The organism is Georgenia sp. M64 (genome assembly GCF_038049925.1).
Classification (GTDB): Bacteria; Actinomycetota; Actinomycetes; order Actinomycetales; family Actinomycetaceae; genus Georgenia.
On record NZ_CP145809.1, the window covers coordinates 3,216,368 to 3,239,105 of the forward strand.

Consider the following 22,738-nt stretch of genomic DNA (forward strand, 5'->3'; position numbering starts at 1 on the left):
AGCGCTTGACGCGGAGACGACGGCTCCCGCCACCGCGCGCATCCGCCCAGGCAAGTGCGTTCAAGGCGACCCGCGGTCGGCGCCAGTGCTGTGACGCCTGTGCTTCGATGGGGCGATGGCCAGTCAGGACCAGGAGTTGCGCTTCGCCAGCGCCAGCCGCGACATTTCGGCCGGTGCCGGCCAGATCTTCGAGCTCATCGCTGACCCGTCTCTGCAGCCTCGCTGGGATGGCAATGACAATCTGTCTGAGGCGCCTACCGGTCAGCGAGTCCGCGCTGTCGGCGATGTCTTCACCATGACCCTCACCGGAGGGCAGGTCCGGGAGAACCACGTGGTCGAGTTCGACGAGGGCGTCCGCATCGCCTGGCGACCTGCCGAGCCGGGTCAGGAACCGCCGGGCCACCTGTGGCGATGCGAACTCGAGCCGATCGACTCGTCGAGTACGCGGGTTACCCATACCTACGACTGGACGCAGTTGACCGATGACAGCCGGATCTCACGTGTTGAGCGTCAGGACATCGGTAACACTTGATGTGTCAGGACATCGGTGACAGTGGCGCGGCCGTGATGCTGCCTGGATGGGCAGAGATGATGGCCGCGAGATCGATCCGGAGCTGGCGGCGGCGGTGCTCGCCTATGTGGCTGGCGAGCCGGTCAACGTCAGCGTGATGTGCCGGCGGCTCGGCGTCTCACGCAAGACGTTCTACAAGTACGCCGCCCGGTACGCCGAGCGGGGCCTGGCCGGGTTCACCCAGGACTCGCGTCGCCCGCGGACGAGCCCGAGCAGGACCACGCCGGCGGATGCCGACGCGATCGTCGCGGCCCGCGCGGAGCTCAAGGCGTCGGGGTTCGACTACGGGGCCTGGGCGATCCGGACCCACCTGACCGAGCACCGAGGACCGACCCGCGAGGGGGCAGGGTCGCCGGTGCCGTCGGAGGCCACGATCAACCGGGTCCTGGCCGTGCGCGGACTGCGCGAACTGGTCCCGGCCCGGCGCCCGCGCAGCTCGTGGACGCGCTTCGAGCGCGAGAAGGTCAACAGCCTGTGGCAGATGGACGGCTTCGACGTCACCCTCGGCGACGGCCAGCAGGTGGTCGTCATCCACGTCAGTGACGACTGCTCCCGCAAGGACCTCGCCCTGCACGTCGCCCCCTCCGAGAGCGGCGCGGCGGCCTGGGAGGCGTTCGTCAAGGCCAGCGCCGAGCACGGACTGCCGATGGAGCTCCTGACCGACAACGCCCGGGCGTTCAACGGCTCCCGGATGGGCTTCGTCTCCCAGATGGAGAAGAACACCCTGGACTGAGGGATTGAATCCGGACCGCTGATTGCTGCTTCTTTTCAGGCGGCTCTGTGCGTTTCGTACCAGGCGTGCTCGACCTCGTTCGGTGTGCGATACCCGAGGGTCGAGTGGAGCCGCTTTTGATTGTACCGCAGCTCAATGTACCGGGTGATATCTCGGACGGCGTGACCCCGGGTGGGATAGGCGGTACGGTGAACTCGCTCGACCTTCAGGGTCGCGTTGAAAGATTCGGCCCAGGCGTTATCGTAGCAAATGCCGGTGCGCCCGACCGAACGGGTCACGCCGACCGCGGCGGTGAACTCAGCGAACGCCGCCGACGTGTATTGCGTGCCCCGGTCGGAATGAAAGATGGTCACGCCGGGGCGGATATGACCATTCCTGTTCGCCATACCCAAGGCGTCGGTGACGAGCTCGGTGCGCATGTGCTCGGCCAGCGCGTAGCCGACGACCTTCTTGGAGAAGCAGTCGAGCACGGTGGCCAGGTACACCCAGCCCTGCCAGGAGGGGATGTACGTGATATCGCCGACGAGCTTTGCCCCGGGCTCGGTGGCGGTGAAGTCCCGCTCGAGCAAGTCGGGCAGGTCACCGGCGTCCGAGGCGATCGTGGTCACCGGTCCCTTAGCGCGCGGCTGACAAGCCACCAGGCCGCGTTCGGCCATGATCGCCCGGACAGTCTGCTCGTCGCAGTACCGGCCCGTGCGGGCCAGCGCGGCGGCGATGCGGCGGTAGCCGTAGGTGCCGTCGGAATCGGCGAAGAGGTGCTCGATGACCTCGCCGAGCTCGGCCCGCCACCGCGCGGTGGCCGACGGTGCCCGGTCCCTCCACTCGTAGTAGCCGGCCCGGGACACCTGCGCCCAGGAGCACATGTTCCGCACGGAGTAGTTGCCTTCCTCGCTGGAGATGAACGCGAACTTCGCGCTCACCGGTACTCCTTCGCGAAGAAGGCCGCCGCTTTTCCCAGGAACTCACGCTCGGCTTTCAGGTCACGGACCTCTTTACGCAACCGAGCCAGTTCATTCCGTTCCGACTCGGTCACCTCCGGCTCCTCCCCGGCGTGCTCGCGCCGATACGCATTGACCCAGTTCCGTAACGTCTCCGCGCCAACGCCGAACTCGCGCGCCACGTCGGCGACCGTCCGCGAGGAACTAATGACCGCGCGCACCGCCTCGGTCTTGAACTCCGGAGTGAACTTTCGTGGAGCCATCGAATCCCTTCCAATTCTCCCAAGGATTCTACCTTGGGGGTCCTGGTCCAGATTCAATCCCTCACCTCACCCGCGCGCTCGGGGTCCGCCAGATCGCCTCCCGGCAGAACCATCCCCAGACCGCGGGCAAGAACGAACGCGCCCACCAACGCTTCCGCAAGTGGTTGCGCGCCCGACCTCTCCCCTCGAGCCCGTCCCACCTCCAAGCGCTGGTGGAGGACTACCGGCACGGCTACAACCACCGGCAAAACCGGGTCCTGGGCGGGCTCACCCCCGCCCAGCGCTACATCCTCGGCCCGGTCGCCGGACCGGCCGCGGAGGCTGCCACGACGCGCATCCTGGGACGCCAGGTCTCGATCAACGGCCTCACCACCATCGACGGCCACAGGTTCTTCGTGGGCAAGCGCTACGCCCTCAAACCCACCGTCGTGGTCCAGGTCGGCGCCGAGTTCACCTTCTACGTCGGCAACATCCTCGCCGCCGAGTTCACCCTCAACCCCAACCGCAGCTACCAGCTCAAGAGGCCCAAACTGTCACCGATGTCCTGACACATAACTGTTACCGATGTCCTGACACATAACACAGCCGGATCTCACGCGCTCGGGCAACCACGGCAGAGAAACTTCAGAACTCCCTGGACCGACTCGCGGCCGTGGCCGAGGGTCGGTGACCGCGCACGCTTCTGGGCGCAATAGAGCGCACGCCATCTGCGGCATGTCCGGACGTCGATGGAGACCCGATCGGGGCCAGCGGGTAGAGGACTTCGGACGGTGGGGCTGTAGGTCAAGAACCTCCCCAAGGCTGAGACTGCGACTACGAAGACGCGCCCCGGACAGGCGACGTAGAAGATGGAAGGCCTGAGCGGATGTCGTCGAGGCTTGCGCTCTGAGCGGGTAAACAAGCGTCACACGCCGGCACGACGAAGAACGAGTCTCCCCGGCTTGGACGGTGAGCTTGCCGAATAACGTTGCGGCGGGTCCGTGCCCCGTCAAACGAGCAAGGTGACTGGCTTAGGTTCGGCCGTACGATAATCTCGACCTATGCCGGTGCCGACCGACCCAACCTATAGCGAAGTTGCTCGTCATATTCAGAAATACGACCACGAGAAGCTCTTGCGTGAGATCGCGCGAATGGCCGCACGTGAAGCGAACCGAAAAATGGCCGGCGCGTCTGTCGAAATTCCCGAAACGGCGTTCGCGTTCGCGGCGGTTGCCCGCACGGCGATTGCCGAAGCACGGGCCACCGCGATATCGGCCGGCTTACGGTCGCGGAGGCGAAAGAAGGGGCGCGGTACGCGCACGCCTGGGCCGGACCAAGTTCGCCGACTGTGCGATGAGATGATCCGAGTGTGGTCGCCGGAACACATGGCTGCAGCATCGACGAGTCTCGGGATGGTGTTGGCGCCGTTCGCCTTCGAGCAGTTCGGGCAACAGTGGTCTGCGATGGAAAACTTGGCTCGCGCGCACAGCTTATTCGCCGATGCCCACGCTAGGCACCCCGACCTGCCCGACAGCGCTGCATGGGCGGATGTGCTCGGAGTCAACTTGGACGGTTTCATGCGCACTGGCTTCGGGCTGTACGTCGCGATGCTGCAGAACGAAGGCCAGGTGTCCCGAGATGTCCTCGCGCGGAGTGACGTTCGGCCCATCTGGGAACCGCTCAGTCCTGCCGAAGTGTTCACCGTCGTTGATAACCACTTCGCACAAGAATTCGTGAAACACCACGCGATCAGTGCTGATGCGCAGAAGCCCGGCTGGGAGAAGTGGTCGTTCAACTCGCTCACCGCCAGACCCCTCATCACTTTCGGCAACGACCTTGTGGCGCCTATTCCGCATTTTCTCGTAGACCGGATCAGCTCCACCGGCCTTTGGTACATCGGTCAGGAGGCCTGGGGCACTACCTTCACCGATGCGGTTGGAGGGGCGTTCGAGGATTACGTCGGCCAGAATCTCGACCTCATCTCCGCTGCCATCGTGCTGCCTGAGATCAAGTACTCCACTCCGACCGGCGACGCGCTGAGCTGTGACTGGTTCGTCGTCACCGACGAAGCCGTCATCCTGGTCGAAGTGAAATGCGCTCGGCCGCTTTTCGGTAGCCGTACCGGAGAAATTGCTGCGTTTGATGACGCGGACAAGAAGATCGGAAAAGCCGTACAACAGCTCGAGAGCACCGCCGGCCTCATCAAGGGCCGCCACCCTGCCTTCGCTGGCATTCCGCGTGACCGTCCCCTTCTCGGTCTAGTCGTCACTCTCGAGCCGCACTATCTGCGCGAGACGGCCCGTGACGACATCCTGGAGAGCGCCGTGCTACCCATCTCGATCGCATGGGCACATGAACTGGAGAACGCGACCGCCCAACTCCGGACCGCTCCCGACGCCGGCAGGCAACTTCTCGAAGCGCTAACACCGAACACCGGCCCCCTTAAGGTATCCGGGTCGCTCTCCAACATCTCGCGCTCGAAGGATGCAGTTAAGAACCCCATCGTCGACGCGAGCTGGGACGCATGGGCGACCTGGCCAGCAATCGACCGACTTGGAAGCAGGCCGACAAGTTGAGCCACACGATGTCGGTGGCCCGCAACGTCGGGCCGTGCCGCTGGACGCGTGCAACCGTGCCGTGGCGTCGTGACGCAGTCGGAATGCACTCAATGGGATTTGCGGAGATCGCGGTAAATACCAAGCGACTAGCGTCGCTCCGATCGGGTGATCGCCTCATGAATGCCGTACGCGCCGTGTTCCGGTAGTTGCGAAGGGCTTCTCGCTGGTCGTGACCGGAGCCGAGGGAACCCAGTTCTTTGGCTTGAGAGTACGCCGGGACTTCTCGGATCGAGATTCCCGCGCCGACGTCGACTTGTTTGTACGTGCGAGGGTCGAGTTGGTCGCCGGGAAGCGACTTGTGACGCGCAGCACCCAGCAGGGTGCCTTCCCCATGGAGACAACCTGCACGTGGGAGCCCGTCGGCTTAAGTGGTGCTTCGGTCCGCCTGCGCGAACCGCGGCGAGCTGCACGGATTGGCTTCGGTGGCCGCACTCCCGTTGCTTGCAGCAGCGATCAGGACGAGCGAGCGAACAAGATCTCGCCCACTTAGCCGAGTCCTGACGACCTGCTGACCTCGCGTTGCCCGGCATCAGGAAGCTGATCTTGGGTTTGCCCGCCGCGCACGCCCTTCCAGGCTGAACCGTTCATCGTCGCCGAGGCGACGGCCATAGCACGGCATGATGGTGTGCGTGCTCGCCGTCGTGCTCGACACCAACGCCGTCTACAGCGATCCGTGGCTGGCCAGCGCGCCGGGGAAGAAGCTCCTGGAGCTGGCCGCGCACGGTTCATGCGTAGTCGTGTACCCCCAGGTCGTGATCGACGAGCTGCGAAGACAACGTCGGGAGGCTGCCGAGAAGGCTCATCGGCAGGCCGCCAACGGGGTGTCCGACATGGAGAAGGCAGGTGTCGAGGTGACCCAAACGGCTGCTCATCTGAAAGCAAGCTTCGAGAAGATTGACCTCGACCTGAATACGGCGTTCGAGGCCGTGCTCCAGCTAGACAACGTCGTCACCGCGCCTGTGCCCGATGTAGCCGCCACAGAGATTCTCAAACGAGATCTCGCACGCCGACGTCCCTTCATGGAGGTCGAAGTGGGACAGAAGTCGGCATCGGTCGGCTTCCGCGACACCCTGATCTGGGAGACGGTGCTTGCAGTTCTAGAACAGGACGCAAACTACGAGAAGGTGCTGCTCGCGACAGCGGACAAGGGGTTCTTGTCCGACGACTTGAAGTCGCTGCATGAGGATCTGATCGACGACCTCGACGGGCGTCACATCGATCGCAAGCGCGCGGGGAGCGTAAAGAACGTCTTCAACGCGAACGCCGAGGTGGGAGAAGCCGCCGCTCGTGCCGCCCTTGTGACTGCGGCAACTGATGCACTCTACGAACTTGCGGGCGAAGACATCTCGCTGCAGCTGGTGAACAGCGGCGACTATGACTACCCAGATTTCGTGCAGTTCGAGATTCCCGACATGGAGAGCGCCTCCATTAGCTACATCGACCAGACCACAGCGTTCGAGTTTGCCGAAGACCGGTCCACCCGTACCGTTACTGCCACGGCGGATGCGCTCATCTCCATTGAGGGTGTCGTCTTCAAGGGGGACTGGCTTAGCGACGAAGGTGAGACCATGAGTCTCTTGGGCGTACTCAACGACCACTACTTCGAGGCGAGCAGCGACGTCTCGGTGCGGGTCGTCGTAGAACTCGACACGAGCGGAGACAGTCCCGAAGTTCTCAGCATCGTGCTCCAGCCCGGACCGGCGAGCGGCTCTCGCTGAGCGGATAGACGCCGTTTTGTTGAGCCGAGACCCCACATCGGCACAACGGCGAACGCTCGGAACTGGGCACGATCGACCGCGCGCACTGTGGCAGATCCCGCATCCTGCCCTCGGCTGAGATCGGACGGCGCGGGGTACATCCAACTCGAGCGATCGATCGTGTCAGTGCCGAGTGGCACGCTCAGCGCATGCGTTCAGTCGAGGTTCTCGAGTTGGCCAGCGAGATGCTGCCGAGACGCTGGGTGCGCAGGGCGGGCGTCATCGTCTTGCTTGGCCTCTTGGCTAGCGGCACGTTCAACGATGCCGCTGGCTGGTACGTGAGGGAGAAGGCTGCGGCACTGCAGGAGAGCCTCGTCGAGCCAATACTCGAACGATTCATCGAGCAGTTGGCAACCCCTTCACAGACGCCGTAGTCCTCGGTGTTTGGTGCGTGTCCGCTGAAGACGCGGCACGCGGCAGATGAGTGCATCAGTGCAATACCACAGCGACACGTCCGTGAGCCGCTCGGGCAAACGCCAGTTCAGAGATGTCCTGAGCCGGAAAGAAGGCGGTAGGTGTCCGGCCCGTCGAGGACGAGGTAGCGGCGGACGTTTCGGAAGTTGCTCGCCACGTCTTGGAGATAGGAGATGACCTCCGGACGGATGTAGTGGCAGTGCTGCAGGACGAGGACCTCGGCGGGGCTGGTGCCCAGGCGCGTCAACTGGTCGCCGTTCTTCCCTAGGTGGCCGATCTTCATCGGCGAGAACCGCGCAGGCCCCTTCAGCAAGAAGGCTGCGGAATGCTGGCGCCCGTTCACAAGCAGGCGGCTCGTATACAGGTCGTTAATTTCGCCACCCCAGTCGGTCGGGACGACCGGCTCGCCGATCAGGGCGGCCAGGGCCTCCTTGACCTGCCGCTCGGGGACTGTCTTCAGCCGAGCGAGACGATCTTCGGAGACGTCCAGATCCCAGTCGACCTGCGCCCACTGGTCGACGTGGCGCGGGTGTATCCGTTGCCAGTCGGGCGCCCACTGGCTCGGGGGTGGCGCCAGCAGGAGCGTGGCGATAGCGAGCGGCCGGATTTCGACGTTATGCCGGCCGATCGTGGCGACCTGGCCCAATATCCATTGCTCGCGGGTACCAGCGAGCTCGACGTTGGCAGTGCTGCAGGTCAGCTTGGCTGGGTCGAAGTTGCCGTGAATAACGACGGCCTCGGCGTTGTCGTTGTGCAGTTGCGCCTCGAACGTCGATCTGACTTCCTGGCCAGCGTGCGCGCGGGCCCGTTCACGCGCGACGTCGCTCCAACGCCAGGACATCTGAACGGTGACAAGCTCGCCGGGGCGGCAGGCGCCTCCCAGGATCGCCCGGCGCACAGGGGGAACGTCGTGCTCTGTGAGCCAGTCCTCCAGGTCGCGGGCGTACGTTTCTATGTCACCGCGTACCCGTTGCAGAGCGCCTGCCCGCAGCCGGGCGCGGCGGGTCCCGTAGAGCAAGGCGTCGAGCATGCGGGGGTGCATAAACCAGGCGTTGATTGCGGGATCAGGACGCACGGGCGAATCATCACACCTCTCAACTGGAGCGCCGGCCGGCTCGAGGTCGGTGAGTGCAACGGCCGTGTCTGGAACGCCGCCGCCGCTGCTCAGCGGCATGACCGGTTGTTCGATCCGCGCAGCCAGCCTCGGCCTGCGGCGACGGGGCGAAGCTCACCCGCGAGGCGTTCGCCTGGGGGTGACGACTCCGGGCTCTCCGGAGACGGGAAGGCGCCGGTGAATCGACAACTCGCGTCGTGTTCTGCCGTCCTCTTCGACCGAGACCAGCTCGTCGCTCCAGGCAGTCCTCGCACCCACCACAATGTCCTCCAGTGGTCGGTCGTCGGGATGGTGGACAATCCAGCGATGAGACTGGGTCGCGACCTGGGCGTTCACGAAGCGGACGAGGGCGTCGCGTCCTGCCGGGGTGTTCGGGGCAGAGAGGCCGAGCGACTCAGGGTCAGCGGTGTTATCGCGCAGTTGGAGGATCCGCCTGCGACTCACGGGCATCCACACTACCCGCGCGGACCCGTAGCCGACCGGGCCGTCACCCGGTGCCCACCAGCACACCGGCTCGTCACTAGTGAGGACCGACGCCCGGTCGGCTTCGATGATGCTCCAGTTCATGTCATCCGCGAGCCTCTCGCCGAGTTGGCCCAGCGCCAGCTTGATGCTCTCCTGAATGAGGTACTCCTTGGGTGGGATCAGGCGGGGACGCTTCGGTCCAACAAGTGTTTCCCGGAAGCCGCTGATGCTCGCGGGCGTCACTGGGTCGCCGCGCTCTTCAAGCCAGCTTCCGATCTGCTCGTCGGTAATGTGCTCGCCCAGGTAGGTGCGAAGGGCCTGCGTCCCAATCGCTTCAATGTCCTCTCGGAATCTGTTTCCTCGAACGCTCTGCAGGGCGATGAAGTTGATCAGGTGGTACCAGTCATCCTGATTGATGTCGTTGAGCCCAGTCTTCACGAGCTTGTACACAGCGGGCGCCGCTGCCCGCTCGAACTGGCTGAGGTGCTGCTCGACGAGTTCGGGGTCGGGACGCTGGCTCTCGTCTTCCACCACGAAGGTGTCGGGGTTCAGCCGGTAGAACCCGACTTCGGCGCAGGCCTTCCTCACCGCCGTCGCAAAGGCACGAGTGAGAACGTCGCGGTCGACGAGCAGGACCTGGCCGTCCCGGGTGGCGAAGTTGCGCAGGTAGAACTGCGGCACGGTGTGATGACGGGGCGTCACCGCACAATTTTCCCAGATCGGTCCTGAGTCGTCCTCCCGTTACGCCCCGGGTTAGGTCCACAACGGGAATCCTGCCCTGGTTCCCGACAGCGACGGCATCGGATGAAGTCGACCTGCGGCATGGGGGGGTCTTGCCGTCGCGCCGGAAGCGGCATGTCTGCGCGGCACCCGGACCCTCACCGCGCGGTCGGTCGACGGCTGCTTCGTCGATGCCGATGTCAGCGATAAGCCGCTCAACCGATTCCGGCGGGCCCATCCCAAACGCTGCGGTATTGGAGGCTTGGCCGCTAGCGGCGGGTGTCGCGCGTGAGGACCTCTCGCAGCCGCCGGGGATGGTCGAGCAGCTCGAGCAGGTAAAGCCATGCGAGCAGACCGACGTCGTGGGGGATGTGCCCATCGTGCACGGCGAGCAAGTCGGCATTCTTTGCGCGCTGGGCGGCGTTGCCACGCACGGTTGAGAAACCGTGCGTGGCGTCGCGAAGCATCCCCAAGTACAGCGCGGCCGCGTGGGATGGCCGGCGCGGCTTGCCAGCGATTGTGATAGCCCCGTCAGGATCGCGCATAAAGAACCCATCCTGAATGCCGGCCAGCGCGGTGACGGAGCGGTGCGCAGCCGGCAGGAGAATTTCCTGGGCTGCGGTAGGGACGTTCTGGGTGAGACCGGTGAGGGTCTTGGTCGCGTGATCATGGTCGAACAGCACCTCAAGGTTCTTGCCGGTGAGGGTCGCAAGGGTGTCCAGGGTGGTCAGGGCCGCGGCGCGGCGCGCGTGGGTGTCATGGTGGGACAGCAGCGCGGACGTGGTGCGCCGGAAAACTTGCTCGACGCCCAGGAGCGCTTGCAGGGCCGCGGTCGGTTGGAAGCGGCCATCGGCGCTGGTGAAGGTGACTGGGTCGCTGAGGACGCCGAAGAGCTCGTCCAGCCGGGCCGTCCACCACGCGATCGCGGCGCCGGGCGCGGACGGTTCGGTGAAAGCCTCGTAGGGGCGCACTTGGTCGCGGTCACGCACCTCGGCGCCGGTAGTTGGGATGGTCTGTAGCAGGTCTCCTGGGATGCCGCCGTTACCGGTCCCGCCGAGCGGGCGCCCGTAGGTGACCATCACCAGGCCGTGGGTCCGCACTGCGGAGAACGCCCACACCGCTGGGCTCAGCGCGCCAAGCAGCGGGGCAAAGTACCCGTCCATCAGTCGCACGGCGTCCTGCAGGCGAGAGGAGGAGGCGAAGATCGCACGCCCGCTCGACTGCAACTCCTGGGCTCGCGCCACGTCGTCGCGGGCAAGCGCCGGGTCGCGCTCCAGGCGCAGCAGCAGCGCAGGCAGGCTCACGCGCAGCAAGAGCGCCCCGTGGCGGTGTACCGAGTGCACCTCAGCCCGGGAGAACGGATGCTCGAAGTCGTTATCGGAGAACGTCACCGCGTGCAACGCATTGAGCACCGCGGAGCACTCCGAGCCCAAGGTCGCCGCGGGCGCTACCAGGAGCCGGGCCTGCATGAGGTGGATCTGGTCGGGCATCGAGGTGGGCTCGCGGGTCAGCTGGTGCCCATAGCGCTCTACGGCGGAGCGGTGGATGGCGGACTCGATCTCGTCGGTGAGGGATTCCAACTTGTTCATCCCGGGGCCGGGACCGCGGGCCGTCAGGACGACGTCGTGCTCAATGAGTTCAGGCCGTGACCGGTTGAGGTGCTGTTCGATGGTCCGCACGCTGAACGAGGCGCCGGAGCGGCGGCTGTCCAGGCGCGCGCCCTCGAGCAGGCCGGCGGGCTGCCCTCCCCAAACCCATGCGGGAAGGTCCAGCAGGGCGCGGGTCGGTCGGGATGCGGTGTCGGCGGACATCAGGACCTTCCGGTGAAGTGGATGGGGCCACTGTGGCAGGCGCCCCGGTGACGAGTGGGCTCACGCGTGGGACCTACGGGACGGCGACCGCGCAGCTCACCGGGGCCGGTGAACGGCCCGCTGCCCGACGGGATCGACGATACCGACAAGAGGGTGGGTCAGGACGCAGGGCGGCGCAGGCCAAGGTCGCGCGTCGGAAGTCGTTCTGGGTCGGTTCGCGACGTCCTAGCCGAACCGATGCCGCCGCCGGGACCTGACGGTGAGCGGCAGAGTCGGACGTCGTTGCCGGCTTGAGTTGGTGCGCTATGACAGCAGGTCAAGGTACCTCCGCTGGGTGGGCGTCGCATGGATTGCCAACTCCTGAGCTAATCGGCCTGGCCATCGTTCGGGGCGGGGGGACCGAACGCGAGGTGAGAGATTCGATGCCTTGGCGGGGGCTAGTGGGCCCGGGTTCGGATTGCCGTCGAGATGAGGTGCTCGAACCCGCTCTACTCGGATGCCGAGCCACACATCGCGCTCGAAGTGACTTTTCGGGATGCGGCTGGACGGTGCTGGAGGCGTCGCGGCTATGCGCTCCGTCGAGAGGGCACGGGACAAAGAGCGCGCAATACGCAATGTCATCGCAAGAGTCCCTATTAAGGTCATGGTGACTAACCAGGAAAGCAGGCCACGTGCGGGCTGACGAGGTGCCTAGCCGCACGTCCATGGAGGAGGGAAACAAGGGTGGCGTCTGACAGCAGCCCGACGAAGTGGGTTATTCCGGAGCACACCCGTGCGAAGCACACAATCCTGCGGCTCTACTTACGGGGCTGGTACGCCGTTATCGGGCAGACCGCTGGCAGGGTCGTCTTCCTTGACGGCTTCGCCGGTCGAGGCATCTATCACGACGGCAGCCCTGGATCGCCGATCATCGCCTTGACGGAGCTGCTCGAGCACAGAGTCTTCCCGAGGTTGGCCGATCGGCAGTTCGTCTTCGTCTTCGTCGAGAAGAACCCTTGCAACGTGGCGTCGCTGCGGGAGGAGATCGAAAAGTTCAAGGGCGAACATCAACCGTGGCCACCCAACGTCAAGACCGAGGTAATTGAGGCGGAGTTCGCAGAGGTTGCGGAGGATATCGTGCGGCAGCTTCGCGGGGGTGGACACCAGATGGCGCCCCTATTTGCGTTCGTCGATCCGTTCGGATTTGGCGGGCTTGCGATCCACACCCTTGCAGCCCTCACCTCGTGGCCGCGAGCCGAACTGTGCGTCAACTTTGCCGCGAACAACGTGAACCGGTTCTTGGAGCAAGAGTCGGTACAGCCCCACATCGAGGCGCTCTTCGGCTGCACCGTCGAGGATATCCTCGCCGGCTGGAGCGGGGCCGGGTCCCGGCTGTCCCACGTGCGAGACGCCTACGCTCGCCAGCTTCAAATCTGCGCGGACTTCCCCTACGTTCAGTCGTTTGAGATGAGGAACGAGAGCGGCAACGTCAGCTACTACCTTTATCACGCAACGCGCCACGAGAAGGGCGTTGAACTGATGAAGGACGCCATGTGGAAGGTGAACCCCGCAGGCGAGTTCAGATTTTCCGACCGCCTAGCCGGGCAGGAGGTGCTCTTCCAGATCGAGGCCAACCTCAAGCCGCTGAGGGACCACCTCGTTGAGCACTTCCAATCGAGAGGCCCAACAGCAATCGCGCTCATCAAGACGCACGTGACGCTATACACCCCATACCGAACCCCGCACCTAACCGCGGTGCTGCGCGAGATGGAGAAGGCGGGTCAAATCACAGTACAGCGGCCCGGAAGGCACGGCTTCCCGGAGGGCACGACTATCGCCTTCTAGCCGACCAAGCGGGCCGGCATCTCCTCCCACAGTCGCCCGTCGAGCTCGCGACCGAGGGCTTTGGGCGTTCGGCCGCCCCACTGCTTGAAGAAGAACGGCACCTCAGCGGCGGTGCAGGCATCGCGGATTCCCCGAGCCCACGTGAGCTCCATAGGGCGGTGATTGTGGCCCGACTCGCCGCCTGCGATGACCCATTGGATGCCAGCCAAGTTGATGCGGTCGAGCGGCCCGAGTAAGGGCTCGCACGAGAGGAACCGGATCGCGGCCGGGATCTGACGGAGGTGGTCGACGCGGTGGAAGACGTCCTCCGACTCAACTGACACACCAAGCCAAAGGTTACCGGGCCAGATCAGCTTGTCAGCGAGGCGAAGCGCGCGAAGCGGTCGCTTCGTCAGCACCTGATACGTGTGCTGAGGCGTCGCCCCGATCACGTCGAAGACGTCCCGGACGAATGCCGCAGGGACGCGGGCATGGAAGAGATCGCTCATCGAGTTGACGAACACAACCTTGTTGCCGCGCCACCGGGAGGGCTGCTGCAACGCGGCCGCGTGCGTTGCCACACCGAAACCCGGACCTGACGTCCGCGGATCGCCATCGTTCTGGTACTTCTCGGCTCCCATCGCCTTGAGCCGCTTCGCGAGTGTCAACGCATAGCAGTTGTCGCACCCAGCCGAGACGCGGTCACATCCCGTAACGGGGTTCCATGTGACCTCAGTCCACTCGATCCTGCTGCTCATCGCCACACCTTCCGACGTTACCGCCTCGATCAAGACATCATAGTCGAACGGGCGTTCGATAGATGCTGCAATGAGGGTCAAGGTTCCGCGTCCGTTTGTCCGGCCAGTGGGTCACACGCTTACTCATCGGCATGAGCGTGCGCCGCGCCACCCAACGCCATCCCGGTTAGGACCACCACCAGCGGGACGCTCGCCGTGACATCTTCACCGACAGAGCTGTTCACCTCCCGCGTCTGCCAACCTCGCCCGACTCCCCTGCGTGATCTCCAGTTCTCACTGGAAACCGTTGACTCCCCACGGCCCCAAGAATCTGCTCCCGCGGATTAGCTTCCGGCCGTCCACACACCCTCCCAACCAAGCGGCACGCATGCTACGAAGGACGTAGGTGGGCCGCCCGGGATCGGGCGGCCCACGACGCATTTCTAGCGGTCCGTTGGTTGTCGACGGACGTGCGCGGAGGTGGTGGTCCGGGTGCACGGCGGGGTCAAGTTCTACCGCGGCGCGGCGAAGGCCGCCCGGGCCTACGTCGAGCGCGATCGGTCCCGGGCTGATGACTACTACCTCGGCGAGGGAACCGGCGTGGCTGAGCGACTCACCGCGACGCCGGACAGCGTCGACCACGCGGGTCCGATGGACGGCGAGACGTACGAGCAGTGGGTCGCCGGGATCGACATCGACAGCGGCCGCCCGAAGGGCTGGGTGCGAAACGACGCGAACGCGCTGCGGTTCGTCGAGGTGACCGTCAACGGCCCCAAGACCTGGTCGCTGGCGGCCGCGCTGCATCCGGACGTTTCGGCTGCGCTGGACGAAGCCCAGGACAGAGCCGCCGCCGAGATCGTCGGCTGGGTCGCCCAGCACGCGACGACTCGAGTCGGCCCGCGTGGTCGCCAGGTGCAGGTCCCGGTCGAGCGGATCGAGGCCGCCGTCATCCGGCACTACACCTCCCGTGCCGGCGACCCGCACCGCCACCTTCACCTCCAAATCAACGCCCGCGTCTACGCGGCCGGCGCCTGGCGCGGAATTCACTCCGTCGGAATCCGCGACAGCATCGAGGCGATCAACGGCATCGGCCACGCCGCCGTCGCGACCGACCCACAGTTCAGGGCGGTGCTGGCGGCGCACGGGCTGGCGCTCGATACCGAGACGAACGAGATTCGCCAGCTGGTCCCGTACGTCGGGGCATTCAGCGCCCGCACCGCGCAGATCCGGCGGAACGTGGACCGCTTCGAAGCCGCGTGGCGCAGCGCGCACCGTGGCGAGGAGCCCGGCCCCAAGCTCCGCGAGGCGTGGGACCGCCGGGCGTGGGCGGAAGCCCGCCCCGACAAGGTCGTCCCGAAGGACGGCCGGGAGCTCGTGGACCGCTGGAACGGCGAGCTGCGCGAGCTCGGCTACCGCGACCCGACCGGACCCTTCCTGCTCACAGGAACGCGCCCCGGCTGGATCGACCGCGACGCCGCAGCCGACCTCGTCGTCGCCATCCTCGGGGCGAAGCGGTCCGTATGGAACACCGGCGACATCCGCGGGACCACCGAGGTCCTCCTCGCACGCACTGCTCTTCTCGCCGACCGTGCCGCGCGGGCCGAGCTCGCCGAGGACATCACCGCCCGAGCCACCAGCCGGTGCGTCCCGTTGCTCGACCGGGCCGATGTGCCCGAGCACATTCGGTCGCTCAGCTCACCGCACGTGCTCGAGGTCGAGGCCGACGTCGTCGCCCGTATCGCGCGCCGGGCGGTGCAGCCAGCCCGCACGCTCCGCCTGGACGGCCGCCGCCCGGTCGGGATCGACCCGGCCCAAGCCGCAGTGGCCGGTGCTCTGGCGGGCGACGGACCGCTTGTAGTGGTCGAGGGCGCCGCTGGCGCCGGGAAGACCACCACGCTTCGGTTCACTCGGGAGCTGCTGTCCATGCGGGGGCATCGGCTCATCGTCGTGACCCCGACGTTGAAGGCCGCCGAGGTCGCCGCCGCCGAGACCGGCGCCGACGGCCACTCCGCCGCCTGGCTGATCCACCAACACGGATGGCGCTGGGACGCCGACGGCCATTGGGCCCGCCAGACGAACCGGACCCCCTATCCCGGCGCCCGGCTCCGGCCCGGCGACCTGCTGCTCGTGGACGAGGCCGGGATGGTCGACCAGGACACCGCCCGGGCACTGCTCACCATCGCCGACGAGGCCGGCGCACGGGTGGCGTTCGTCGGCGACCGACACCAGCTCCCCGCCGTCGGGCGCGGTGGCGTCCTCGACCACGCGGTGACCTGGGCGCACCCGACCGCCGTCGTCAGCTTGGAGACGGTGCACCGGTTCACCGACCCCAACTACGCCGCATTGAGCCTGCGGATGCGCAACGGCGACGACGCCGGCGAAGTGTTCGATGCCCTCCACCGCCGCGGTCACGTCGTGATCCACGCGTCCGACGTCGAACGGACCGCTGTCCTCGCCGACGCCGGCGCCAGAGGGGATCTCGTCATCGCCGACACCCGCGACCAGGTCACGGACCTCAACGCGGCCATCCGTCACCAGCGCCGCCACGAGACGCGCGCGGGGATCACCACTGCCCGCGGCGACCGGATCGCGGTCGGGGACCGAGTCGCGACCCGACGCAACGATCCCGACCTGCAGGTCGCCAACCGCCAGACCTGGACGGTCACCAGAATCGGCAAGGACGGCAGCCTCGTCCTCCACGGCCGGGGACGGGACCGACAGATCCCACCCGACTACGCGACACGGTTCATCGAGCTCGCGTACGCCACCACCGTCCACGGCGCCCAGGGCAGCACTGTCGCGAACGCCCACGTCGCCATCGGGGAACACACCGGCGCCGCGTCGGCGTACGTCGCCATGACCCGTGGCGGGAAGTCGAACGTCGCCCACCTCGTCGCCGACAACGTCGACGACGCTCGCAGCCAGTGGGTCGAGATCTTCGGTCGCGACCGCGCCGACCTCGGACCCGCGGTGGCGCGCCGCCGGGCACGCGACGCCATCGACCGCTACGGCCCGCAGCGCCGGCGTCGGCCGGTCGCGGCGGCACGCGACCGCAGCCTCAGGCTCTGACCGGACGGCGCCGGCGTGCCTTGGCCCGTCGCGGCCAGGCGATGCCGATCTCCGCCGCCATCCGCGCGTTGATCCCGGCGGGGTCGCGCGGCGGATCCTCCCGCGAGGCACCACCCTTCGCCGCGTCGATCAAGGGCTGCCACGCCGCACGCACTGAGTCCGGAAGGTGCATGCTCGGCCAGGCCTCGACCAAGAGCGCGCCGTCGACCGTCTCGAGAAGCATGTCGTCGAGACCCCGGCACAGCATCAGTTCGTAGAACTCGATCCGGTCCGCGGGATCCGCTAGGTTCCAGATCTCCTTGCCGTCCGCGTATCCCATGAACGGGAAGACCTGGACGCGGGAGAAGCACAACGGCACCGGGACCTGCCACAGCCGGTTCGGCACCGGGAACGACCCTAGCTCTGAGTCCTTCACATAGACGAAGTTGACCCGACGCTTCACCGCGAGGTCTGCGTCGGCCGCACCGAGCAACCGCTCGACGACCTCCAGCGTCGGTGACTTGCGACGCGACTCGTATTCGGACACCGACGACTGCTGGGTCCTGGCCAGTTCCGCCAGCCGGCGCTGCGACAACCCCGCATCTTTGCGGGCGGACTCGATCACCGTCCTCGGTTCCACACCTCAATGATCGCTGATCATCGATTGGCGCGCCATGCACACCTCATGGATGAGGTCGGAGACGCCGACCCCGCGACCCAGCCGGGCCGTGACTCACCGAGGAGCAATGACCATGACCGCATCACCGAACCCCCTCGAGAACCGTCCCATCAAGAACCCGGGCGACGAGATGCTCACCCTCCAGGAGGCCTGTGCCTTCCTCCGCATCCCCGAGGGCACTCTGCGCTACTGGCGCCACCTCGGCGCCGGACCGCATAGCTTCAAGATCGGCCGCCACGTCCGCTACTGGCGCGCCGACCTCATCCGTTGGCTCACCGAGCAGGCCAGCCGTCCACAGAACCACCGCTGACGCCGCTTGTCCTCCGATCTCGGAGCAACCATGGAGGCATCCCGGAAGGAGCATCGTCATGGCGGGGAGCATCGCCAAACGGACCAACGGCAAGTGGCGGGCGCGGTACCGCGACGAAACCGGCAAGGAGCACTCGCGGCACTTCGACCGCAAGGTTGACGCCCAGTTGTGGCTGGATCAGGTCACCTCGGCGGTGGTCACCGGTACGTACGCCGATCCCCGGGCCGGACGGATCACATTCGCCGCCTTCTTTGGGGAGTGGTCGGCCCGCCAGGTCTGGGCACCCGGCACCGTGCTCGCGATGTCGCTGGCGGCCAGAACGCCGTTCGCGGGGAAGCCGATGAAGGAGGTCCGCCGCTCCGACGTCGAGGCCTGGATCAAGCAGATGAACGCTGCCGGCCTCGCCCCAGGGACGATCAAGACGCGGTACGTCAACGTCAGGTCGGTGTTCCGCGCCGCCGTCAAGGACAGGGTGATCGGATCCGACCCGACCGACGGCGTGCGCCTCCCCCGGCGCCGTCGGGCGGACGTCGCCATGTCGATCCCCACCCCGGAGGAGGTGGGACAGCTGATGGCCGCGGCCGACGACGGGTTTCAGCCATTCATCGCCCTCTGCGCGTTCGCCGGTCTGCGGCTGGGCGAGGCCGCCGGGGTCCAGCTTGGCGACGTGGACTTCCTGCGCAAGACGCTCAAGGTCTCCCGCCAAGTCCAGCGCCTCAATGGCGGGGAAATCGACGTCCGAGCCCCGAAGTATGGCTCCGAACGCGTCGTCTACCTAGCCGACAGTCTCGTCAACGTGCTCGCCAAGCACGTCGCCAACTACGGCACCACAGGCAAGAGTCGCTGGCTTTTCGCCGGCGAGGAGGAGGGCCCGCCGCACCAGAACACCGTGGGCTACTGGTGGCGAAGGACGCTGCGTGACGCCGGTCTGTCCGGGATCAAGCTCCACGACCTGCGGCACTTCTACGCCTCCGGCCTGATCGCGGCCGGGTGCGACGTCGTGACCGTTCAGCGCTCGCTCGGCCACTCGAAGGCGACGACGACTCTCAACACCTACGCCCATCTCTGGCCGACGGCCGAGGATCGTACGAGGAAGGCAGCGGAGTCAATCATGTCCGCGTCGCTCGGCGAGCCAGATGCGCCCAAAGCCGAGTTGGCGAACATGGGCGAGTGACGCCGCGCCCCGCTACCCAGCCGATTTGAGCGCATCCCGGGATGGCCCAGGTAGTCGGTCCTGCGAGGAGTCTGTCGGACCTACCCCCGATACTGGGAGCGTGTGGATTCGCAACGTCGACGTTTCGTCCGAACTAGTTGCCGCCGCGCGGGCCGGCCGCCTCGTGCTTTTTGTCGGAGCGGGTGCTTCTCGGGACGAACCGGCTGGCCTGCCCGACTTCGGCTCCCTCATCGCGGAAATCGGACGCGTGGTTGACAGCCCGCCCAGCGACGATGACAAACGACACCCAGACGTGTACCTCGGACGCTTGGCCGACAAGGGGATTGACGTTCATCGACTGGTGGCGAACTCCATCAACAAGGCCGGTGCCCGGCCGAACGCGCTCCATCAATCGATAGTGAGACTGGCCAGCGTGCATCCGGCACCACGCATCGTCACGACCAACTACGACGTCCACCTCACCACGGCGGCACTTGATGAAGGACTGGCACTTCCCGTCTACGAAGCGCCGGCCCTTCCCGTCGGTGACGACTTCCAAGGAATCGTCCACCTCCACGGCTCGCTTGACCAGGAGCCACGTCGACTCGTAGTGACGGACAAGGATTTCGGCCGGGCATATCTACTCGAGGCCTGGGCCGCGCGCTTCTTGGAGCGAATGTTCTCTGCTTTCACCGTCCTCTTCATCGGATACAGCCACGGCGACGTCGTCATGCAGTACCTGGCACGGTCGCTTGGACCGTCGGGCAAGAGGTTCGTGTGCACGAGTGACGGGGACGACCCGACCTGGCGACAGTACGGACTGACGCCCGTCCCCTACATCGCGGTAGACGGCGACCACGCCGCCTTACCGACGTTCGTGGCACGCTGGGCTGAACTATCGTCGATGGGCCAGACGCAGCATCGTGCATTAACTGCCACCTTGGTCGCCGCGGGCCCCCCAACGATCCCCGAGGAGGTCTCCTACCTCGATGAAGTGCTCGAGCACCCGGAACGGATCAGATACTTCGTTGAGAAGGCACGAGGTCGGGACTGGTTAGCGTGGGTCGCGGAGCGGCCGGCCTTTCAATCGCTGTTTGACCGCGACAGGGCAGGGACAGATCCGGCGCGGACACTCATGTCGTGGGTCGCTGACCACTGCATGCTGGACGAGTCAACTTCGCCCCTCGCCCTAGAGGCAATGCGGGACAAGCCGTGGCCCCCGGAAACGCGGCAAACCGTCGTACACCGTCTCCTCGCTTATGACGGTGAGATGGCCTCCTGGCTGTCGCCATGGCTGCTCCTCGCCGTACAGAACGCGCCAGGTTCCCGAGAAGACCTGCTCGACATGCTCATTGCGAGCGCCGACTGGCGTGTCAACGTAGGCCTCGCCATCACGTTGCTAGAGGATCGCACGCGACCCGTTCTCAAGCCAGCGATCAGTTTCGTGGAGTCCGAGATTGCCCGCTTCGAGGTCGACCTACCTGGTGACGAGTACTGGCTATCCGAAGCATGGTCTAAGGTATTCACCCCAGTACTCGACAAGCATCTTGCGGCGATTACGGCGTCGGTGGATGAGCAGATTGCCCGGATATACCGCGCGTTTCATAGCCTCGGCTCCGATTTCGACCCGCTCAGCTTCCGTCGGTCGGCCATCGAGCCACACGAGCAGGATTCCTTTCAGCAGCCGATCGATGTGCTGATCAATGCTGCGCGAGACTGCATCGAGTACGCCCTCGACCATGACATCCACCTTGCCGACCGCTATATCGAGTCGTGGACCACCCGCGGCGAGGCAATTTTCCGCCGGTTGGCCGTTCACGGTTGGCGGATAAGGGCCGATCGGACAGTTGACGAGAAGCTCCGCTGGCTGGAAGCACAGAACTGGCTGTGGGAACTTCCCCTACAGCATGAGGTATACCTCCTTCTGCACGAAGCGCTTCCCACGGCGAGCGACGAGATCGTGCAGGCATTCCTAGATGCCGCCAAGGTCGGCCCCCCCTCAGATGGTGACGATGATGTCTCGCCGTACCGCTCCTACAACCTTCTCGCCTGGCTTGCCCGCTCTGCGCCGGGCCGACCCCTGGTCTCCCAGGCATTCGAAGACTCGCAGTCCGCGCATCCCGAATACGCACCCCGGAAGCATCCGGACCTGAACAGCTACATAACCTCAGGCGTTGTCGAGGATGCATCGCCGTACTCAGCCGACGAACTGCACGCACGAATTGCCGAAGACCCAGGAGCTGCGATCGCGGGGCTACGTGACTTCCAGTTCGATTCGTTCGCATTCACAGGACCAACCTGGACAGGTGTGTTGCGGTCGCTACAGGCTTGCGTGTCCGCCTACCCCGACGACGGGCTGACGCTGGTGACCGTGCTGCAGCCTGACGACGGTGATATTCGGAACTCGATCATCCACGGGTGGAATACCGCCGACCTCGACGAGCAGGCGGTGGGCAACGTCCTCTCCGCAATCGACACCTGGGACCGTGATGAGATCCGACACGCTGCCGCCAAGATGCTCGCCAACGGTGGCAGCCAGACGAATCCCACCCCGTGGCACCGCTACGCGCGAGCACGGGACACCGCAAGGAACCTTTGGCTGACCGAGGCGGAACCCGGCGCCATCGACGCTCGCGGAGACCTCCTCATGGAAGCGATCAACCATCCCGCCGGAGACCTCGCCCAGTTCTGGTCCAAGGTTGCGCAGTGGGAGTGGACTCTGGCTGGCGACACGTGGGACGGCTTGCCGGACGAGCTAACCAGCGAACTCGATCGGATGGTCTCCGCTGACGACCGAAACGGTCTCCTCGCAAGCACCTTCCTCGCATCGCAACTGCACTTCTACTTCGCCGCCGACCAAGAGTGGGCCAAGTCCCGCCTGATACCACTCTTCGACTGGGGCGGCGACCAGGAGCGGGCTCGCGGAGCTTGGCAGGCGTTTCTCACCTGGGGCCGCCCTAACGACGGGCTACTCGCCGCAGGACTCCTGGACGCCTATGTGGAGACCTGTAGTCACGTTGATGCGCTCGAACCACGAATCGCGCAGGAGCTCAGCACCCAACTGGCGTCGATCTCCCTGCGTGCCGGAGAGAACCCGCTGGGGTGGCTTCCACGCTTCGTGCTCGCCGCACCCGAGGGACTCCGCGTGTCGTGGGCGGAACAAGTCGGCCGGTTCCTCGAAGAACTCGCTCCCGACGAGGCAGGTACGCAGTGGGAGCGGTGGATCAGCGGCTACTGGTCGGGTCGGCTCCAGTCAACGCCATTGCCGCTCACCAGCGCCGAAGCATCGGCGATGGCACGCTGGCTAATCGGCCTACCCACCGTGCGGGAACAGGCGGTGACGCTTCTGGTCCAGACGCCGGCCGGACTCCCCGAACGTGGGCGGCTCCTACATCGCATCCGCGACCTCGACCTCGCCGCCGATGCGGAAAGGTGGGCGACTTCGATCACGCATCTACTTCGAGGCACCACGGGGCCAGCCTGGAGCCTCGGCCACAACCTCAAGGCCATCGTGGAGCAACTTCGAGCGGCGGATCCAACGCCGGACCTCTCCGAGTTGATCGACGAGGCGTTGAGGCTCGGTGTAACAGATGCGGCGGAGTGGTAGCCAGGATCTGGGGCACGA

17 protein-coding genes are annotated in these 22,738 nt (G+C 65.8%); 11 read left to right on the forward strand and 6 right to left on the reverse strand.

Annotated elements, in window-relative coordinates; genetic code table 11:
- Positions 1-115 precede the first annotated feature (115 nt).
- Together AAEM63_RS14355 and AAEM63_RS14360 are read left to right on the forward strand one after the other, a co-directional pair.
- On the forward strand, positions 116-532 hold the full coding sequence (locus tag AAEM63_RS14355) for an SRPBCC family protein (protein WP_341358928.1): 417 nt from the start codon (positions 116-118) through the stop codon (positions 530-532).
- Positions 533-578: 46 nt separating this feature from the next.
- Positions 579-1,304, forward strand: a complete 726-nt coding sequence (locus AAEM63_RS14360; RefSeq protein ID WP_341358929.1) for a helix-turn-helix domain-containing protein — start codon at positions 579-581, stop codon at positions 1,302-1,304.
- A gap of 35 nt (positions 1,305-1,339) precedes the next feature.
- On the opposite strand, the gene AAEM63_RS14365 is transcribed toward AAEM63_RS14360, so the two are convergent.
- Positions 1,340-2,505 (reverse strand): IS3 family transposase gene (locus AAEM63_RS14365; protein WP_341358930.1). Its coding sequence is split into 2 segments (ribosomal slippage): positions 1,340-2,259 and positions 2,259-2,505, totalling 1,167 coding nucleotides; the frame shifts between segments, so codons are not numbered across the junction.
- Between AAEM63_RS14365 and AAEM63_RS14370 the strand changes: the two genes are divergently transcribed.
- The 4 genes from AAEM63_RS14370 to AAEM63_RS14385 all read left to right on the forward strand — a co-directional run bounded on the left by AAEM63_RS14370 (position 2,496) and on the right by AAEM63_RS14385 (position 7,233).
- Positions 2,496-3,053 (forward strand): integrase core domain-containing protein, encoded by a 558-nt coding sequence (locus AAEM63_RS14370; protein WP_341358931.1) that lies wholly within the window; start codon positions 2,496-2,498, stop codon positions 3,051-3,053. The genes AAEM63_RS14365 and AAEM63_RS14370 overlap by 10 nt on opposite strands.
- Before the next feature lie 492 nt (positions 3,054-3,545).
- A complete protein-coding gene (locus AAEM63_RS14375; protein WP_341358932.1) occupies positions 3,546-5,060 on the forward strand; it encodes a hypothetical protein in 1,515 nt (504 codons plus the stop codon).
- Between the two features lie 671 nt (positions 5,061-5,731).
- A complete protein-coding gene (locus AAEM63_RS14380; protein ID WP_341358933.1) occupies positions 5,732-6,820 on the forward strand; it encodes a PIN domain-containing protein in 1,089 nt (362 codons plus the stop codon).
- A 188-nt stretch (positions 6,821-7,008) separates the two neighbouring features.
- Entirely contained in the window at positions 7,009-7,233 is a 225-nt protein-coding gene (locus AAEM63_RS14385) for a hypothetical protein (RefSeq protein WP_341358934.1), read from the forward strand.
- Positions 7,234-7,340: 107 nt separating this feature from the next.
- Here AAEM63_RS14385 and AAEM63_RS14390 read toward each other — a convergent pair whose 3' ends face one another.
- From AAEM63_RS14390 to AAEM63_RS14400, 3 genes are all read right to left on the reverse strand, one after another.
- Complete coding sequence (locus AAEM63_RS14390; protein WP_341358935.1) at positions 7,341-8,447, reverse strand: hypothetical protein; 1,107 nt, start codon at positions 8,445-8,447, stop codon at positions 7,341-7,343.
- Between the two features lie 54 nt (positions 8,448-8,501).
- Positions 8,502-9,533, reverse strand: a complete 1,032-nt coding sequence (locus AAEM63_RS14395; protein WP_341358936.1) for a DUF4238 domain-containing protein — start codon at positions 9,531-9,533, stop codon at positions 8,502-8,504.
- Between the two features lie 308 nt (positions 9,534-9,841).
- Complete coding sequence (locus AAEM63_RS14400; protein ID WP_341358937.1) at positions 9,842-11,383, reverse strand: hypothetical protein; 1,542 nt, start codon at positions 11,381-11,383, stop codon at positions 9,842-9,844.
- Positions 11,384-12,106: 723 nt separating this feature from the next.
- Here AAEM63_RS14400 and AAEM63_RS14405 point away from each other — a divergent pair.
- Positions 12,107-13,207, forward strand: coding sequence for a three-Cys-motif partner protein TcmP (locus AAEM63_RS14405; RefSeq protein WP_341358938.1), 1,101 nt, complete (start codon positions 12,107-12,109; stop codon positions 13,205-13,207).
- Here the strand turns inward: AAEM63_RS14405 and AAEM63_RS14410 are convergent.
- A complete protein-coding gene (locus AAEM63_RS14410) occupies positions 13,204-13,944 on the reverse strand; it encodes a phage Gp37/Gp68 family protein (RefSeq protein WP_341358939.1) in 741 nt (246 codons plus the stop codon). The two genes, AAEM63_RS14405 and AAEM63_RS14410, sit on opposite strands and share 4 nt — an antisense overlap.
- 462 nt (positions 13,945-14,406) lie before the next feature.
- On the opposite strand from AAEM63_RS14410, the gene mobF reads away from it, so the two are divergent.
- Positions 14,407-16,992 (forward strand): MobF family relaxase, encoded by a 2,586-nt coding sequence (mobF, locus tag AAEM63_RS14415; RefSeq protein ID WP_341358940.1) that lies wholly within the window; start codon positions 14,407-14,409, stop codon positions 16,990-16,992.
- On the opposite strand, the gene AAEM63_RS14420 is transcribed toward mobF, so the two are convergent.
- Positions 16,982-17,596, reverse strand: coding sequence for a helix-turn-helix transcriptional regulator (locus AAEM63_RS14420; RefSeq protein ID WP_341358941.1), 615 nt, complete (start codon positions 17,594-17,596; stop codon positions 16,982-16,984). The genes mobF and AAEM63_RS14420 overlap by 11 nt on opposite strands.
- A gap of 127 nt (positions 17,597-17,723) precedes the next feature.
- Between AAEM63_RS14420 and AAEM63_RS14425 the strand changes: the two genes are divergently transcribed.
- The 3 genes from AAEM63_RS14425 (at position 17,724) to AAEM63_RS14435 (ending at position 22,720) form a co-directional block, all read left to right on the forward strand.
- The gene (locus AAEM63_RS14425) at positions 17,724-17,960 is read left to right on the forward strand and encodes a helix-turn-helix domain-containing protein (RefSeq protein WP_341358942.1); all 237 of its coding nucleotides are present in this window, start codon (positions 17,724-17,726) and stop codon (positions 17,958-17,960) included.
- Between the two features lie 58 nt (positions 17,961-18,018).
- Positions 18,019-19,134, forward strand: a complete 1,116-nt coding sequence (locus AAEM63_RS14430; protein WP_341358943.1) for a site-specific integrase — start codon at positions 18,019-18,021, stop codon at positions 19,132-19,134.
- A gap of 100 nt (positions 19,135-19,234) precedes the next feature.
- Positions 19,235-22,720, forward strand: a complete 3,486-nt coding sequence (locus AAEM63_RS14435) for a DUF4020 domain-containing protein (protein ID WP_341358944.1) — start codon at positions 19,235-19,237, stop codon at positions 22,718-22,720.
- The last annotated feature ends 18 nt before the right edge of the window (positions 22,721-22,738 follow it).

Coding starts and splice junctions, on each gene's coding strand:
- AAEM63_RS14400 (WP_341358937.1), bottom strand. CDS start 11,383: ATGTCCGCCGACACCGCATCCCGACCGACCCGCGCCCTGCTGGACCTT.
- AAEM63_RS14410 (WP_341358939.1), bottom strand. CDS start 13,944: ATGAGCAGCAGGATCGAGTGGACTGAGGTCACATGGAACCCCGTTACG.
- AAEM63_RS14430 (WP_341358943.1), top strand. CDS start 18,019: ATGGCGGGGAGCATCGCCAAACGGACCAACGGCAAGTGGCGGGCGCGG.
- AAEM63_RS14355 (WP_341358928.1), top strand. CDS start 116: ATGGCCAGTCAGGACCAGGAGTTGCGCTTCGCCAGCGCCAGCCGCGAC.
- AAEM63_RS14360 (WP_341358929.1), top strand. CDS start 579: ATGGGCAGAGATGATGGCCGCGAGATCGATCCGGAGCTGGCGGCGGCG.
- AAEM63_RS14385 (WP_341358934.1), top strand. CDS start 7,009: ATGCGTTCAGTCGAGGTTCTCGAGTTGGCCAGCGAGATGCTGCCGAGA.
- AAEM63_RS14375 (WP_341358932.1), top strand. CDS start 3,546: ATGCCGGTGCCGACCGACCCAACCTATAGCGAAGTTGCTCGTCATATT.
- AAEM63_RS14425 (WP_341358942.1), top strand. CDS start 17,724: ATGACCGCATCACCGAACCCCCTCGAGAACCGTCCCATCAAGAACCCG.
- AAEM63_RS14390 (WP_341358935.1), bottom strand. CDS start 8,447: ATGCCGCTGAGCAGCGGCGGCGGCGTTCCAGACACGGCCGTTGCACTC.